This window comes from Ventrimonas faecis, from assembly GCF_040096075.1.
Taxonomy (GTDB): Bacteria; Bacillota; Clostridia; order Lachnospirales; family Lachnospiraceae; genus Brotaphodocola; species Brotaphodocola faecis.
Map to the genome: position 1 here is coordinate 22,940 of NZ_JBBMFJ010000013.1, position 16,027 is coordinate 38,966.

At 48.7% G+C, this 16,027-nt stretch carries 13 protein-coding genes; 3 read left to right on the forward strand and 10 right to left on the reverse strand.

Going from position 1 to position 16,027, the window contains the following annotated elements; translation table 11 throughout:
- Nucleotides 1-38 precede the first annotated feature (38 nt).
- From WMO41_RS07600 to WMO41_RS07620, 5 genes are all read right to left on the reverse strand, one after another.
- The gene (locus WMO41_RS07600; RefSeq protein ID WP_349229239.1) at nt 39-1,544 is read right to left on the reverse strand and encodes a tripartite tricarboxylate transporter permease; all 1,506 of its coding nucleotides are present in this window, start codon (nt 1,542-1,544) and stop codon (nt 39-41) included.
- Between the two features lie 18 nt (nt 1,545-1,562).
- Nucleotides 1,563-2,060 (reverse strand): tripartite tricarboxylate transporter TctB family protein, encoded by a 498-nt coding sequence (locus WMO41_RS07605; RefSeq protein ID WP_349229240.1) that lies wholly within the window; start codon nt 2,058-2,060, stop codon nt 1,563-1,565.
- Nucleotides 2,061-2,405: 345 nt separating this feature from the next.
- On the reverse strand, nt 2,406-3,662 hold the full coding sequence (locus WMO41_RS07610; RefSeq protein ID WP_349229241.1) for an NAD(P)-dependent oxidoreductase: 1,257 nt from the start codon (nt 3,660-3,662) through the stop codon (nt 2,406-2,408).
- A gap of 239 nt (nt 3,663-3,901) precedes the next feature.
- A complete protein-coding gene (locus tag WMO41_RS07615; protein WP_349229242.1) occupies nt 3,902-4,825 on the reverse strand; it encodes an alpha/beta hydrolase fold domain-containing protein in 924 nt (307 codons plus the stop codon).
- Nucleotides 4,826-4,868: 43 nt separating this feature from the next.
- Nucleotides 4,869-6,152, reverse strand: a complete 1,284-nt coding sequence (locus WMO41_RS07620) for an SLC13 family permease (RefSeq protein ID WP_349229243.1) — start codon at nt 6,150-6,152, stop codon at nt 4,869-4,871.
- A gap of 252 nt (nt 6,153-6,404) precedes the next feature.
- Between WMO41_RS07620 and WMO41_RS07625 the strand changes: the two genes are divergently transcribed.
- On the forward strand, nt 6,405-7,388 hold the full coding sequence (locus WMO41_RS07625; RefSeq protein WP_349229244.1) for a LysR family transcriptional regulator: 984 nt from the start codon (nt 6,405-6,407) through the stop codon (nt 7,386-7,388).
- A gap of 15 nt (nt 7,389-7,403) precedes the next feature.
- On the forward strand, nt 7,404-8,300 hold the full coding sequence (locus tag WMO41_RS07630) for a LysR family transcriptional regulator (RefSeq protein WP_349229245.1): 897 nt from the start codon (nt 7,404-7,406) through the stop codon (nt 8,298-8,300).
- 88 nt (nt 8,301-8,388) lie between these two features.
- Here WMO41_RS07630 and WMO41_RS07635 read toward each other — a convergent pair whose 3' ends face one another.
- The 5 genes from WMO41_RS07635 to WMO41_RS07655 all read right to left on the reverse strand — a co-directional run bounded on the left by WMO41_RS07635 (nt 8,389) and on the right by WMO41_RS07655 (nt 14,845).
- The gene (locus WMO41_RS07635) at nt 8,389-9,444 is read right to left on the reverse strand and encodes a tripartite tricarboxylate transporter substrate-binding protein (RefSeq protein WP_349229246.1); all 1,056 of its coding nucleotides are present in this window, start codon (nt 9,442-9,444) and stop codon (nt 8,389-8,391) included.
- A gap of 118 nt (nt 9,445-9,562) precedes the next feature.
- Nucleotides 9,563-11,068, reverse strand: a complete 1,506-nt coding sequence (locus tag WMO41_RS07640) for a tripartite tricarboxylate transporter permease (protein WP_349229247.1) — start codon at nt 11,066-11,068, stop codon at nt 9,563-9,565.
- 15 nt (nt 11,069-11,083) lie between these two features.
- The gene (locus tag WMO41_RS07645; RefSeq protein WP_177291574.1) at nt 11,084-11,581 is read right to left on the reverse strand and encodes a tripartite tricarboxylate transporter TctB family protein; all 498 of its coding nucleotides are present in this window, start codon (nt 11,579-11,581) and stop codon (nt 11,084-11,086) included.
- Nucleotides 11,582-11,708: 127 nt separating this feature from the next.
- The gene (locus WMO41_RS07650) at nt 11,709-13,055 is read right to left on the reverse strand and encodes an enolase C-terminal domain-like protein (protein ID WP_349229248.1); all 1,347 of its coding nucleotides are present in this window, start codon (nt 13,053-13,055) and stop codon (nt 11,709-11,711) included.
- Nucleotides 13,056-13,540: 485 nt separating this feature from the next.
- Entirely contained in the window at nt 13,541-14,845 is a 1,305-nt protein-coding gene (locus tag WMO41_RS07655; protein ID WP_349229249.1) for a nickel pincer cofactor-dependent isomerase, group 22, read from the reverse strand.
- 174 nt (nt 14,846-15,019) lie between these two features.
- On the opposite strand from WMO41_RS07655, the gene WMO41_RS07660 reads away from it, so the two are divergent.
- On the forward strand, nt 15,020-15,949 hold the full coding sequence (locus WMO41_RS07660; protein ID WP_349229250.1) for a LysR family transcriptional regulator: 930 nt from the start codon (nt 15,020-15,022) through the stop codon (nt 15,947-15,949).
- Nucleotides 15,950-16,027 lie beyond the last annotated feature (78 nt).

The following is a 16,027-nucleotide window of genomic DNA, read 5'->3' on the forward strand; positions in this document are numbered from 1 at the left end:
TGCGCACCCCTTTTTCTTTTATCAGGATTTTTCTGACACTACATGCTCTGTTTTTTGATCTTGTACGCTTTTAATTCCTTCATGACGGTCCATACCAGAACTCCGATGGCAACAAAGAAGAATGCATCAAAGATCGGTCTTGCAAAGAATGCGCCAAAGGACTTGTACTGCATGATGCCTCGTCTTAAGTAGGTTTCCAGCATCTCACCGATCAGGAAGCACAGAACAAACGGAGTAGTCGGCAGGCTGAATTTATGGTATACATAACCTACGATACCGAAGATCAGGATGGACTGTACATCAAAGATCCGGTTGTTGGTCGCATACGCGCCGACACAGCAAAGAACCAGGATCAGCGGAAGCAGGATGTGCTTCGGAACCTTTAATACCTGAACGAAGCCCTTGATACAGGTCCACTCAACCACCAGCATGATCACGGTACACAGCATGCAGGCTGCGAAGATTCCATATACAACATCTGCATTTTTCACGAAAAGCAGCGGGCCTGCAGACAGTCCATGGATCAGGAAGCCGCCTAACATCATTGCGGTAACGCCGTCACCCGGGATACCAAGTACCAAAAGCGGGATCATAGCGCCTCCGATGGTCGCGTTGTTGGCAGACTCAGTTGCTACAACACCGTCCGGGCAGCCCTTACCAAACTCCTCCGGATGCTTGGACATGTTCTTTGCGGTTACGTAAGACAGCATACCAGAGGTAGAACCGCCGATACCTGGCAGAATACCGATACCGGTACCAATCAGGGAAGAACGGAAGAAGTTTGGCAGATGATACACAAATTCCTGCCAGCTAAAGCCAAAGCCTTTTACCTTCTTAATCGGGATGGTTTCTACACGTCCGCCCTTCATGCTCTCCGCGGTAACCAGGATATCCGCGATCGCAAAGATACCGATCAGGGTCGGAAGGGTGTCAAAGCCTGCCATCAGACTGGAAGAACCAAAGGTGAATCGCGGTGTTCCGTCAATCGGAGCCATACCGACCAGGGTAAACATCAGGCCGAACAGACCGGCCAGCAGACCGCGGATCATATTACCGGAAGAAAGGATCGCTACCATCGTCAGTGCGAAGAAGCAGATACCGAAGTTCTCAGCCGGAGTAAATTTCAGAGCGACATCCGCCAGAAGCGGTGCGCAGAAGGTTAAAATAATGAAGGAGAAAATGGAACCCAGAGCCGAGAACACAATGCCAAGTCCCAGAGCCTTCATGGCTTCACCACGTTTTGCCATCGGATGACCGTCAAAACAGGTCGCAATGGAAGATGCCGTACCCGGCATATTTAACAGAATCGCGGAGATCAGTCCACCGGAGATACCTCCGATATAAACCGCTACCAGCGTGTTCATACCCAAAGACGGCGTCATGCTGAAGGTTAACGGCAGCATCAGTGCTACTGCCATGGACGCGGACAGTCCCGGGATAGAACCAAATACAATACCAATCGCAACACCGGCAATCATCATAAGGATGGATACCGGATGTAAAATACCGACAAACGCACTTCCTAAAAGTCCCAATGCCTGCATAATCTTTTGTCCTCCTTATTATAATCGAATCGTAAAAACACCTGCCGGCAGCACGATCTTGAAACCATAACGGAACAGGAAAAAGACTGCCAGGGTAAACACTACATTGATCACGGCCAGACGGATGATATGCTTTCCGTCACGCTCATCATCCGGTGACAGCACCACCATCTGGAACATCAGGTACAGCAGAGTCGAAATGATAAATCCGATCGGCTGCAGGATAAACACATAACACAGAACCAGAATAATACTGGAAATTACACGCTTGTAATCACAGTCCGGAATTTCCGCATGCTCCAGCTCCTTCGCATGCATTTTAAAATTTTTGATGCTTAAAAATGTCAGGATTGCTGCCAGAATAAAGGTAACTGAACCGATTACCGTAGGCATGAAATCCGGTCCGATCTCCATAACTTTGGATTTCGGAAGCATCTGAGCCATGATTACCAGCAGGGCTCCCAATGCCATGAAAAATACGCCAACTACGATGTCTCCGTACTTTTTAAAGAACATACCTCTCATCTCCTTTTTGTTTTTCGGTGCTTTCTTCGCACCTCTTACCTGGATTATAACAACGCATTTTTCAAAATGGAAATTCGCCAAACTGCGATTTCAGAAAGTTTTTCTAAGAGTTTAGATGACGTTAAAAACCAGAATTTTCCATATATTTTCTGTTATGGAAGCATAAAGAAGCCATATAGAAGCCGAAAAAAACCGTACATTTTTCTATACACGCAAAAAACGGCGTATAAATTCAGAATATTCTGAATTTATACGCCGTTCTCTCATTCATGCCTCAACTGCCTGCATCCTTTTGCGTATTTCTGTTATTTCCCGCAATCTCCGCATTTCCTGCTGTTATGCTTCTGTTTTTGCTGCTTCGCTTTCCTCTTCTTTCAACTCGCCGCGCATATACTTATCCATGGCATCTGCCACCATCTTTGCGTAAGCTGTTGCCTGCACAACCGTCTTGGCTCCTAATACCACATCGCCTGCCGCAAAAATGCCCGGATGAGTCGTCTCGCCAAAGCTGTTGGTTACCAGAAGACCGTTCGCCGAAGCCTTTAAACCCTCGGTTGTGTTGACCAGCTTGCTCTTCGGGCCCTGGCTAATGGAAATGATGACGCTGTCGGCCTTCACCTGAACCGGGGTCTTGTCGTAACCGGTCTGATTGCCTTCCTCATCGAACAGGATCTTTTTGAATACCGGACCATCGTCGTTGATTTCCACCGGCTGCCAGCCAAATTCCAGCTGGGCTCCGTCTAACTTCGCATAGGTTGTCTCATGATCACTTGCATTGCTGGTCAGCCCTCTTGCGTACAGAGTTACATGACGGCTGCCTTTGCGCAGGGCTGTTCTTGCCACATCCATTGCGGAGTTGCCCATGCCAATAATGGCCACGGTATTGCCCAGATCATAGGAATCCGGGTTTGCCAGATAGTCGATTGCGAAATGGACATTACCAAGAGACTCACCCTTAATGCCCAGGGTCTTCGGTCTCCACACACCGGTTCCAATGAAGATGCTCTGATAGCCATCCCGGAACAGATCCTTGATTTCCAGCGCCCCACCAATGGTGGTATTTGGGCGGATCTTAATGCCGATCTCTCGAAGCTTCAGCTTATAACGCTCCAGAATGGACTTCGGCAGGCGGAACGCCGGAATGCCGTACTGCAGCACGCCGCCGATCTTATCTCTGGAATCAAAGATGGTCACGCCATAGCCCTTCTTCGCCAGCAGGATGGCGATGGTAATACCAGCAGGACCCGCGCCAATGACGGCAACTTTCTTGCCATTCTTCGGCTGACACGGAATCTGCATTTTATCAAAATAAGTATCGGAAACATAATTCTCAATGCTGCTGATGTGAACCGGCTCGCCCTTACGGCCCAGCACGCAATGACCTTCACACTGGTTCTCATGATTGCAGACCAGGGAACAGATCATGGACATGGGATTGTTCTCAAAGAGCATCTCCCCCGCCTCGTTTAAATTTCCTTCCTTAAATGCCTTGATCATCATAGGGATCGGGGTATGGATCGGACATCCCTGCATACACATCGGTTTCTTGCAATTCAGACAACGGTTTGCTTCATTAATTACATGTACTGCCATAGCTTACTCTCCCTTTTTGTTCTTTTATATTCAACATTTTCTCAACTACGGCTTTATTTTACACCTGCTGTATTCTGTATACAAGTTAAGTTAAAAAGCCAACGAGTATTTTTGAATTTCATACAATGTGCAGATTTCCTATACCCGGAATGCACGAAAAAACGGCTTAAATCCGTGGAATTCAAGCCGTTTTCTGTATGGATTTCAAAACATATGGGGTTGTTAATTAACGAACAGTTTTATTTCAGATACCGATCAAAGAATGCTATCTGCAGCTCCTTGGTAGCATCCTGGAAGAACTCTCTGGTTCCATGGCCTGCGCCCGGAATCACATAGTAATCCACCTTATCTTCCATGCCTGCATCCACAATTTTCTGATACAGACGCTCACTGCTGTCCTCAACCGGCACAAGCGGATCATTGTCGCCGTGAAGGATCTGGATCGGGCACATACCCGGATTCACCATATTCACCGGACTTGCCATTGCTCCACGCTCTTTCATGGTCGCCGGGTCTCCGCCCAACAGGCAGCCGCCATGGGTCTCCTCTACCTTATGCCAGCGGAAGTTCGGATCGGAAAATTTCTTTTCCTCCACTTCCATCAGCGCCGGAATATCCACCGGTCCGAACATGTCACAGCAGGCCTGAACCTTGGAAGAATAACCGCTGCACTCCTCGCTGTCAAAGCCGTCCTGGTTCATAGCTGCCGCTGCAGCCAGATGTCCGCCGGCAGAACGTCCAAAGATTCCAATCCGGTCCGGATCAATCTCAAATTCTGCCGCATGGGCACGGACAAAGCGGATTGCGGTCTTCACATCGATCAGCTGGTCCGGATAATGCCCCTCGGCACTGCTGCGGTAGTAGATAGACACAACTACATAACCGGCATTTGCGAACTCTGTCATCTCTCCCAGCATCAGGTTTTTATCGCAGCCCTTCCAGCCACCGCCCGGAATCCATACCAGCGCAGGCTTTGGGGTGTGATCCTCTTTCGGATCATCCTCACCGACAGCAGCACGCATCTCGCTGTTTCCGTTCTGGAGCAGCACGGAAAGTTTCAGCTCCAGCGGATTGCCTTCCAGATCTTTCACTGTGGAATACACGATGTTATCCATCAGGGTCAGCGCTTTTTTGCTGGTACCCGGGTTAAAAATTGCTTTCATAGTTCATTCTCCTCGTTCATTTTGCCATATCTGTAACTATTCCTTAACCATAAATTGGGAAGAAAATATTGATTCCAATGATCAGTGCCACCAGAGTCAGTGCCAGAAGCGGCAGTGTAAATTTCAATGTCTTCATCGGATTCTGGTTGCCGATACCAAATGCCATCATGGTACCGGAGCAGCCGGTCGGCATAACAAATGCCAGCCATGCGGATACGCAGCAGCAAAGAACTACCGCCTTTACGTTCATACCGCCTGCCAGTGCAGTGGATGCCGCAATCGGGCTCATCAGGGCCATGGTTCCCATGTTGGACATGAAGTTGGTCATCAGTGCGCATGCAACACAGAATACAATACTTACAAACAGTCCGCTCGGATGTCCGCCAAGAATGTTCAGAACGGTCTGACCGATCAGCTCACCGACACCGGTTTTGGAGAGTGCGGTGGAAACAACGCTCATTCCGGCAACCATCCATACCATATCACAGGTCAGGGTCTTCATAACCTCCGGAATTTCCAGTACGCCAAATACGATCAGAACCAGAAGTCCGGCAGACGGGATAACGTTGGTAATATCGCTTCCCAGCTGGTTGGTGAACATGAAGCCCAGCATGATCACGGCAAATACGCCGAAGATCATGTACTCATCTTTTTTAGAGATCGGCGCTGCGTCTTTTACATCTTTTACCTGAGTCTTGTCAAAGGAACCGTTCGGAATCAGGCGGTAGCACAGAACACAGTAAATGGTTCCTACGATCAGCGGAAGAATACCAGCTTTGAAGAAATCGGTAATACACAGATAATCCTCCGGGCCAACCAGTCCCTGATAATAGGAAGTAATGGTTCCCGGCATGGTTGCGCCCATACCGATCGGGAACTTGGAAGTTGCAAGGCAGTTGATGGTTGCAACCAGGAATAACAGTCTGGACGGAGCATACTCACTATCCTCATCAAAGGTCTGGATGAACAGGAGCATAACGGAAATACATGCAACCTGACCCATTAACTGAGACAGAAGAATGGTCATTCCACACATGCCCGCAATCAGAAGCAGGCCGCTCTTGCCCTGCAGTTTGCCCATCACGCCTCTGAGACGGTGGATCAAACTCGTTTTTCCAAGGGCACTTGCCACAACGATCATCGGTGCGATCATCAGCGTGGTACTGCTGGAAAGGCCGGAAAAGGCCGTTTTTAAATCTAACACTCCGGTAAACACAAACAAAACACAGCAGATCATTGCTGTAACGCCATACGGCAGCTTATGGGTCAGAAGCATGACAACCATAAAGACCAGGATACATAATGCCATCATCATCTGTACATTCATCTCAATTTCTCCCTCATTACATTTTCTGATAAAAAAAGATAGACTGCTGGCGCTGTTCATGATCATTGGCCTTACAGGGCACAGCTGTATCTTCTTTTATCTCTCTTGATTATGGAGAAATTGTACCATTTCGTTATAGAATGCACAATCCATCTTTCGCTATATATAATATTACAAAAAACTATACTTTATTGACATTTTGGAAATTATGAGATATTCTCAGAAAAGAAATAAAGGAAAAGGAGACCCACTGTGCAGATTAAGAATATGTCCTATATCATCGCCCTGGCAGAATGCCAGACCCTGTCCGGTGCCGGGAAACGCCTGGGAATTTCGCAGCCCACCTTAAGCGTCTTTCTATCTGACCTGGAACAGGAACTTGGCATGGACCTGTTCATCCGTGACAAAAAGAAACTGCTTCTGACACCGGCCGGACGCATCTATCTGGATGCCGCCAGACGGATTCTGGCCACCCAGGAGCGCACGCTTCAGTCCATCCGGCAGCTTGGTACCGCTGCTCCTGTCGAAATCCGCATTGGGGTTACTCCGCTGCGCGGTTCCGAAATTGCTTCCAAGATTTTCTCCCGCTTTTCTTCAAGGTACCCGCATGTTCGTCTGCGTCTGATGGATGGCTACATGAGCCATCTGAGAAAAATGGTTCTCGACGGCACCTGTTCCTTTTCCCTCGGTACCTGTTTTGATACGGAATCCCCGGAATTCGATTACATTACCCTGTTTCGTGAGGAAGTTGTCATTGTCGTTCCGTCATTCCACCCACTGGCGCTTCGCTGCACAGACACGCACGGAGATCCCACCAAAAGACTACCGCAGGCAGAACCCCTGGAGCTCTCAGACTCTCCGTTTATCCTCATGACCCCCGGCACCAGCATACGAAAAATATCGGATTATATTTTTGCTCAGGCCGGATTTACGCCTACTGTTGTCTATGAAAGCGGCAACAATACCGTTGTACAGAACATGGTTCGCGGCGGTTCCGGAATCGGATTTCAGCCCCGCTCCCTCACACGGCTGAATGACCCGGATATTGCATACCTTTCCCTGTCCCCCCGCGTTTTTCTGGACCTGTGCATCATTCTGAAAAAAGGGACCGTACTGACCGAAAGTGAACGGTACTTCATTTACCTGATGATGCTCAATGACATAGGCGATCCCTACTACACCCCGGATTTCAACGAGGCCGCCCGTGCTATCTGGAACGAATTCCATACGGAATAAGAAAGGAATATTACCATGACATTTCAAACCCTGGATTATATCATCGCGATTGCCGAAGAACGCTCCATATCCCGTGCCGCGGACCGTCTTCTGATCTCCCAGCCCGCCTTAAGCCGTCAGCTGAAACGTCTGGAAGACCGGCTGGACGCAAAGCTTTTCGTGCGGGAGCACAATGAAATGCGCCTGACCGATGCCGGAAAAATCTATGTCAATGGAGCACGCTCCATCCAGAACATCCATGAACATGCCCTGGATGATATTCGCAAGCTTTCCCAGTCCGGCCGGCGACAGATTACTTTTATTTATAATAATATCCTGCTGCCGGACTTTTCCATGGATATTCTCCCGGAATTCCGGAAGCTGCATCCGCACACCCTGATCAGTACCATTGACGGCAATGCCACCATTGCCAAGGATTATCTTTCCAATGGCATGGCAGATCTGGCAGTAGCCGCCACAGGGGAAGCCGCCCACAGCATGCTGGAATTTATCCCTCTCCGGGAAGAAGAACTGATGCTGGCCCTGCCTGAATCACATCCGGCCATCCCGGACTTTCTCCAAAATGGCGTAGATCTCTCCCAGCTGTCAGCCTTCCCTTTCATTCTCAACCAGCATAACAGCTTCTTCCGAAGCCTGGAACACAATATTCTGTCCAGTCTGCCATATGCGCCTGATATTTTGTGCGAGATCAGTGACATTCACGCTTCCGCGAATATGGTAGCCAACAACAAAGGGGCTGCCTTCCTGCCCCGCTCCGTCAGCAGCCAGGTAAGCGGATGCCAGCTGTTTTCCCTTCGCACTCCGGTCACCTTCCAGATTGTGATTGCCTATCCCAAAAGCAATATTCTGACCGGCCCGGTCCGGGACCTGATCCTCCTGCTCTTAAAAAACGCGGAACAGCAAAACAGATGAATTTCCATTTTCCTATAACAAAAATGGGCCGTGTTCCCTTTCGGAAACACGGCCCATTTTTATTTCTGAGTTTTCACGTTCTCAAAGATTACTGCTCAAGGCTGTCAGCAATCTCTTTGATGGTGTTGTAGATCTGCTCGTCGTTCTTAGCAGAATCCTCTGCGTTTAAGTAGTACGGCATCATATCTACGTTAGCAACTGCCTCTGCTGCAGCCGGATCTGCAAGGATCTGCTGTACAAGGTCCTCGTAGTAAGCGATTACATCATCAGAGGTATCTGCCGGGAAGTAGAAGGAGAAGTCGCAGTCCGGATATACCAGATCTACACCCTGCTCTTTCAGAGTCGGGATATCTTTGATGAGGTCATATCTCTCCTCGGTCGGAGCACCCAGGCAGGTGAACTGGCCAGCGGTCAGATAATCTTTACAGTTGATGTATGCGCCCGGCATTAAGTCAACCTGACCAGACAGCATAGCTGCGATCTTATCAGAGTTAGAACCTACGTCAACAAGGTCAAGATCGATGTCTGCAGCTTTCTCGAAAGCAAGCAGCTCGTAGTAGGTGTAAGCACCAACCTCGGTACAAGCCTTTAACTGTCCCGGTGCTGCCTTAGCTGCCTCGATGAATGCGTTCAGATCTGCATATTTCTCAGAGTTTACATATAACTGCTGTGCCGGATCCTTTGCGAAGGTCGGGCCCAGTTTGAATGCAGTGTAGTTGTAATCGGTAACACCAGCGATGTTAGCAACGTTTACAAGGTTGTGACCATACAGGAAGGTATGTCCGTCAGCTGCTGCTGCCAGAACCTGGTTTGCTGCTACAGAACCTGCTGCACCACTTGCATTAACAACGATGAAATCATGACCGGTCAGCTCTTTTGCGTACTGAGCAAATACACGAGCAGAAAGGTCGGTGTTTCCGCCTGCACCTGCCGGAACTACGATAGAAACAGTGGTGCTCGGCTCCCATGTGGAACCGCTCTCGCTTGCTGCTGCCTCTGCCTTGGTCTCGCCCTCAGCTGCTGCCTCGGTCTTCTCCTCTGCTGCCGGAGCTGCGGTGGTCTCAGCCGGCTTGCTGCCGCCACATGCTGCGAGGCTTAATACCATGGTTCCTGCCATTGCTGCTGCAAAAAGTTTTTTCTTCATAATAATACGTTCTCCTTCTTTCCGGGTGTTTGTCACCCTGTTTTTCCCTTTATATATACCCGCCCATACAGGGCGGGGCATATATCATAGTCATACATTACATCAGATCCAGCCTGTTTTATGCTGCCTGTTTCTTCGCTTTGTAAGCCTTTAACTCCTTGGTTACAGTCCATACCAGAACGCCGATTGCGATAAAGAAGAATACATCGAAGATCGGTCTTGCAAAGAATGCACCAAAGGACTTGTACTGCATGATACCACGTCTTAAGTAGGTCTCCAGCATCTCACCGATCAGGAAGCACAGTACGAACGGAGTAGTCGGCAGGCTGAACTTGTGATAAACATAACCTACAATACCGAAGATCAGGATGGACTGTACATCGAAGATACGGTTGTTGGTTGCGTATGCACCGACACAGCACAGAACCAGGATCAGCGGAAGCAGGATGTGTTTCGGAACTTTCAATACCTGTACAAAGCCCTTGATACAGGTCCACTCAACAACCAGCATGATCAGGGTACATACGATACATGCAGCGAAGATTCCGTATACAACGTCTGCGTTCTTAACGAACAGCAGCGGACCAGCAGACAGGCCGTGAATCAGGAAGCCGCCTAACATCATAGCGGTAACGCCATCACCCGGGATACCAAGTACCAGAAGCGGGATCATTGCACCACCGATGGTTGCATTGTTTGCAGACTCGGTTGCTACGATACCTTCCGGATTACCTTTACCAAACTCCTCCGGATGCTTGGACATGTTCTTAGCAGTTACATAAGACAGCATACCGGAAGTAGAACCGCCGATACCCGGAAGGATACCGATACCGGTACCGATTAAGGAAGAACGAAGGAAGTTCGGCAGCCAGGAAATGAACTCCTGCATGGTGAAGCCGAAGCCTTTTACCTTCTTGATCGGGATGGTGTCAAGCTTGCCGCCCTTCATGCTCTCTGCAGTGCACAGGATATCTGCGATTGCGAAGATACCGATCAGGGTCGGAAGAGTATCGAAACCTGCCATCAGGCTGGCATTGCCAAAGGTGAAACGCGGAGTACCATCAATCGGAGCCATACCGATTAAGGTGAACATCAGGCCGAACAGACCAGCCAGTAAGCCGCGGATCATGTTACCGGAGGAGAGGATTGCTACCATCGTTAAAGCGAAGAAGCAGATACCAAAGTTCTCAGCCGGGGTGAATTTCAGTGCAACGTCTGCAAGAAGCGGTGCACAGAAGGTTAAGATAATGAAAGAGAAAATGGAACCCAGTGCAGAGAATACAATACCTACGCCAAGGGCTTTCATTGCCTCACCATTTTTTGCCATCGGGTGTCCATCGAAACAGGTTGCGATGGAAGATGCGGTACCAGGCATGTTCAGCAGGATTGCGGAGATCAGACCACCGGAAATACCGCCGATATAAACTGCTACCAGAGTGTTCATACCCAAGGAAGGTGTCATGCTGAAAGTTAACGGCAGCATCAGCGCTACTGCCATGGAAGCAGACAGTCCCGGGATGGAACCAAATACAATACCAATTGCTACGCCAGCGATCATCAGAAGGATGGACGCCGGATTTAAAATACTTACAAATGCACTACCTAAATATCCTAATGCCTGCATATTCTTACGTCCTCCTTATAAAGTAATGGTAAAGATACCAGCCGGCAGTACGATCTTGAATCCGTAACGGAACAGGAAGAATACTACCATAGTGAAAATGATATCGATCACTGCCAGAATGATGATGTGTTTTTTGTCACGCTCGTCATCCGGAGACAGAACCAGCATCTGCAGCATTAAGAATACCAGAGTGGAAAGAATGAATCCAACCGGCTGCAGAGCGAATACGTAGATCAGAACCAGGATAATACTGGAAAACACACGCTTGTAATCGCATTCCGGAACCTCAGTTCCCTCCAGTTCTTTTGCACGCATCTTGAAGTTTTTAATGTTTAAGAATGTCAGGATTGCTGCCAGGATAAAGGTTACAACACCAATTACCATCGGCATGAAATCCGGTCCGATCTCCATAACCTTGGATTTCGGAAGCATCTGTGCCATTGCGATGAGGCATGCGGATAATACCATGAAAAACACACCTACGACAATGTCCCCATACTTTTTGAAGAACATACCCTTCATCTCCTTTTCTTTTTGTTTATAGCCTACCGCCAAACCCTTTCGGGATTGAGCCAACCTCAGAACCGGCACTGCCCGTTTCAGGCAGTGCCGGCAGTTTCAATCCCGTTTCGGGATTTTCTTACCGTACCAGTGCCGGTTTCTTGGAATCGAACTTCCAGTTCGGGATTAAATACTGCATAGCCATTGCGTCGTCACGGTCGTGAGTCGGCAGGGAGTTGTACAGCTTGTTTGCCTCCATGACGCGGTCCATATTGATGGTAACGCCAAGGCCCGGCTTCTTCGGAACCTGCAGATATCCGTCTACGATCTGCGGAGTATCGTTTAAGAGGTTCTGACCATCCTGCCAGATCCAGTGGGTATCCAGCGCGGTCGGGTTGCCCGGTGCTGCTGCTGCCACATGAGCGAATGCAGTCAGGGTGATATCAAAGTGGTTGTTGGAGTGGCTGCCCCAGGTCAGGCCCCAGTCATTTAAGATCTGAGCCATGCGGACGCTTCCTCCGAATCCCCAGAAGTGCGGATCTGCAAGCACGATGTCCACAGACTTCAATGCTGCTGCATGATAGAACTGTCTCCAGTCGGTTGCGATCATGTTGGTAGCTACCGGCAGGTTTACCTTGTTCTTGAACTCAGCCATGATCTCACGGCTGCTGAATCCGGACTCCGGACCACACGGATCCTCGATATATGTAAGAACGCCTTCCATCGGCTTGCACAGCTCAATGGCCTCTGCCAGGCTCCATGCGCCGTTCGGGTCGATGTTGATACGTCCGTTCGGGAATGCTTTTTTCAGTGCGCGGATTGCTTCCATCTCCTCAGAGCCCTTCAGCACACCGCCCTTTAATTTGAAGTTGCGGAAGCCGTACTTCTCATGAAGAACCTGCGCCTGCTCCACGATGCGCTCCGGTGTCAGCATTTCCTGACGACGAAGCTTGAACCATGGGTCAGAGCTGTCGCTCTCATCTAAGTAGTTCAGCTCCTTTGCTTTGTTCTTGTCGCTGACATAGAACAGATAGCCAAGGGTCTCAACCTGGTCTCTCTGCTTGCCGTCGCCTAACAGCTCGCACATCGGCAGGTCTAAGTACTGGCCCAGTAAGTCAAGCAGCGCACACTCAATCGCCCACTCTGCTTTTACGACGAATTTCAGCTTACTGATATCCAGGCTCTGGATACCCTCACCGTCATCCTCCTTTGCTCTCTTGGAAGCTTTGTGGATGCTGTCCAGGATTGCGCGGTATTTGCCGACCTGCTGGCCGACAACAAGCGGAATGCAGCTCTTTAACGCGTCGCAGGTATAGTCGCCGCCGTGGATCTCACCAATACCGGTGTGACCTGCACTGTCCTTTAAGATAACCAGGTTTCTGGTAAAGTACGGTGCGTGGCATCCGCTTAAGGTCATCAGCATGCTGTCATAGCCTGCTACCGGAATAACCTGCATCTCGGTTACTGTAGGGGTACCTTTGTTCATATTTTTTCCTCCTCTTGCCGGAGCTTAACATTTTTCTGTCATCCGTTTCTCTGTTTCATGCAATTTTTTAACGCAGGATGTAAAAAAAATAGCTCCCATGCAATTTTTCTTTGTTCATTGTTATATCCTAATGATAAAAGTTTCTGAGGAATCTGTCCAATATTTATAAATGATTGCTGCAATTATTTTTCCTAATAGCAGTTCGTGCAAAATCTTATTGGGCTCGCAATTGAGATTGTATCTCATTTAGTACGGTAAGTAAAATTAATTATATTTTGAATATTCTTACTTATATTAAGTCGTCCTCCTGTTTTTATTAAGGCAAGAGACCTCCTGTTCACGATCGTTTTGGCTCTGCAGTCAGAGACTCACCGAACTTATTATATATAATAAAAGTCGGTTTTTCAATACTTTTCACCGCAAAAAGCCTCGATTTCTCGAGGCTTTTGGGCATTTTTCACATTTTCTTTATTATTGAAATCCGATCAGATCTGAGTCAGCAGCGCTCCCTGCTCATCAAATTCCAGTTCCTGTGGCTCATCCAGTGCAGTAACCCCCGGATATCTTCCGTTTTTTACATCCTCATAGTACGCCTCCGAAAGCATGATCTCGCCGATATGAAGCGTATTCTTGATCCGGACGATCCGTGCATGCTCCCGGTCAATCTGGTTTGCGGTGCGGATGCATGCCTGGATGGCTTCTTTATCGTCATAAACAACCGGAGGCATCATACCGGAGCGCAAAACCGTGCTGGTAAAGCAATTCGTATAGATCACATCCAGATCGAGTTTATCAAAAATCCTCTTTGTAATCACATCTGCCAGTCCCATTCCATTTGCATTTCCGTGAGAACTGTCCCGCAGGTCCAGAAAGCAGGTCCGTTTCACCTTCAGACCGCCTTTTCCGAATTCCGTAGACCAGGTACCGGAAATGTTCGGGTCCACGCCGGTTCCGCTGAAATTCTTTCCGATTTCATTAACAACCAGTACATCCGCCTCTTTTACCAGGAGGCTTGGCATATTGGAAAATGCGATTTTCAGAAGCTCAGGCTCCCGCTCAAAGATTTTTTCCGTTGGAATTGCCTCAATCAGCGCAGTCTCGTCGTAGGCATTCTCGACACAGGGAATTGCGAACAAAATATTGGAATTTTCCACTACTACCTTCGCATTTGCCGGAAGATTCCGCGCCATATTTCCGAGCCCGTCACTGTGGACGCTTTCTGCGCCCTTCTGCTTGCCAAGTCCGACTACCATCATCTTGCAGACACCACTCTCATAAGGTCCACGGAAAGCATTGTGAGGCTTGATCCGGCAGGAAACAATGATTCCGTCGGCCTCATGCGCATTTTTATCCTGATAAACCGGTTTCCCATACTCAGAATATCCCAGAAGCACCGTTTCCATGGAAGATCTGATCGGGCATCCCATGGCCTCTTCTGTAATTCCGTAACCGGCAAGAAGCTCTTTCTGGCTCTCTGCCTTTGCTCCGCCATGGCTTCCCATAGCCGGAACGATAAACGGATATGCACCCTTTTCTTTCACACAATCAACGATCGCACGGGTAATCACATTTACATTGGCAATGCCCCGGCTTCCGGCCGTGATCGCGATATTCATTCCCGGCTGGATCCTGGAGCTGATTTCCGGTCTGGAAAGCTGTTCCCTCACAACTCCGGGAATCTGCTCCGGCTCAATCCGGTCTTTCTTAAAGCTCTGCTCCGCCCGGAACATTTTGGGGATTGAAATATCCTTCAACAGATTTGAGAGACTTCCGCCTTTTACTGGTCCCATATGATATTACCTCCTGTATTCATCATGATTTCTGATATCTGATTCTCTCTATTTACTATATCAGCGTCCATTTTAAAAGTAAATTTAAACTTTTTTGCCTTTCCTTTAGTTTTTCTAAATGTTATACTAAAAACATCACGAAATCCGTATCAGCCCGGATCAGAGGAGCTCCGTATGAATTTAAAAGAAATCGAATATATCGTTACCCTTGCAGAAGAAGGGAAGCTGGCTCGCGCCGCGCAAAGACTTTTTATCACCCCATCCGCACTGACCCAGCAGGTCAGCAATCTGGAGCATGAGATCGGTCTTCCGCTTTTTGAGCGTTCCCGAAGCGGCTGGTCTCCCACCAAAGCCGGTCAGATCTACTTAAGCTCTGCCCGCCAGATCCTGCAGATCCGCCAGGAAACCGACCGCAGGCTTCAGGATCTGTCCGACTCCCAGAAAGGAAATTTAAGTATTGGTGTTACTTCCGAACATGGAACCACAACCTTCACCCATATTTATCCGGCCTTTCACAAACAGTTTCCGGAAGTGACCATCAATATCTACGAGGCCAATGTACGCGCCCAGCAGCAGATGATCCGTACCGGCAAGCTGGATCTCGGGATCCTGACACTTTCAGAAGAACAGCAGACGGAGGATCTTTATATTCCTCTGGCACAGGAAGAAATCCTTCTTGCCATTCCCAGTCTGCATCCAGCCTGTAACAAGGCTGTCCCAACTGTGAAAAGTCCCTATCCGGAGCTGGATCCCAATCTGGTCCGCTATGAACCTTTTGCCATGATGTATAAAGAATCTACCATGTATGAAGTGATCTGCCAGGCATTCCGGATATACGGCTTTTATCCGGAAACCCTGTTTTTCGCACAGCGTTCTGCCACAACACTGGAAATGGTGTCTGCCGGGATCTGCTGCAGCGTTGTTCCAAGCTACTTTGCTGCCAGCAGCCATCCGCATGTTTTTGAGCATGTCTCCTACTTTTCCTTTCCCTCACATCCGGTCTGGAACATCTGTGCCAGCCGGAAAAAGGGAAGCTACCTCTCAGCTGCAGCAGACTGTTTCATCCGGCTGTCCCAGGAATACTGGGGAGAGCTTATCCTGTGAAAGCTTTTACTTTCTTTCTCATTTAGAGTATAATAAGAAGCAGCTCATGAATTGTAATACGCACAAATGGAGGTTTTC

Bases quoted from the DNA above. Each gene is read 5' to 3' on its own strand.
- WMO41_RS07655 (WP_349229249.1), bottom strand. From the start codon at position 14,845: ATGGGACCAGTAAAAGGCGGAAGTCTCTCAAATCTGTTGAAGGATATT.
- WMO41_RS07600 (WP_349229239.1), bottom strand. From the start codon at position 1,544: ATGCAGGCATTGGGACTTTTAGGAAGTGCGTTTGTCGGTATTTTACAT.
- WMO41_RS07640 (WP_349229247.1), bottom strand. From the start codon at position 11,068: ATGCAGGCATTAGGATATTTAGGTAGTGCATTTGTAAGTATTTTAAAT.
- WMO41_RS07645 (WP_177291574.1), bottom strand. From the start codon at position 11,581: ATGTTCTTCAAAAAGTATGGGGACATTGTCGTAGGTGTGTTTTTCATG.
- WMO41_RS07610 (WP_349229241.1), bottom strand. From the start codon at position 3,662: ATGGCAGTACATGTAATTAATGAAGCAAACCGTTGTCTGAATTGCAAG.
- WMO41_RS07650 (WP_349229248.1), bottom strand. From the start codon at position 13,055: ATGAACAAAGGTACCCCTACAGTAACCGAGATGCAGGTTATTCCGGTA.
- WMO41_RS07615 (WP_349229242.1), bottom strand. From the start codon at position 4,825: ATGAAAGCAATTTTTAACCCGGGTACCAGCAAAAAAGCGCTGACCCTG.
- WMO41_RS07630 (WP_349229245.1), top strand. From the start codon at position 7,404: ATGACATTTCAAACCCTGGATTATATCATCGCGATTGCCGAAGAACGC.
- WMO41_RS07605 (WP_349229240.1), bottom strand. From the start codon at position 2,060: ATGTTCTTTAAAAAGTACGGAGACATCGTAGTTGGCGTATTTTTCATG.
- WMO41_RS07660 (WP_349229250.1), top strand. From the start codon at position 15,020: ATGAATTTAAAAGAAATCGAATATATCGTTACCCTTGCAGAAGAAGGG.
- WMO41_RS07635 (WP_349229246.1), bottom strand. From the start codon at position 9,444: ATGAAGAAAAAACTTTTTGCAGCAGCAATGGCAGGAACCATGGTATTA.
- WMO41_RS07620 (WP_349229243.1), bottom strand. From the start codon at position 6,152: ATGAATGTACAGATGATGATGGCATTATGTATCCTGGTCTTTATGGTT.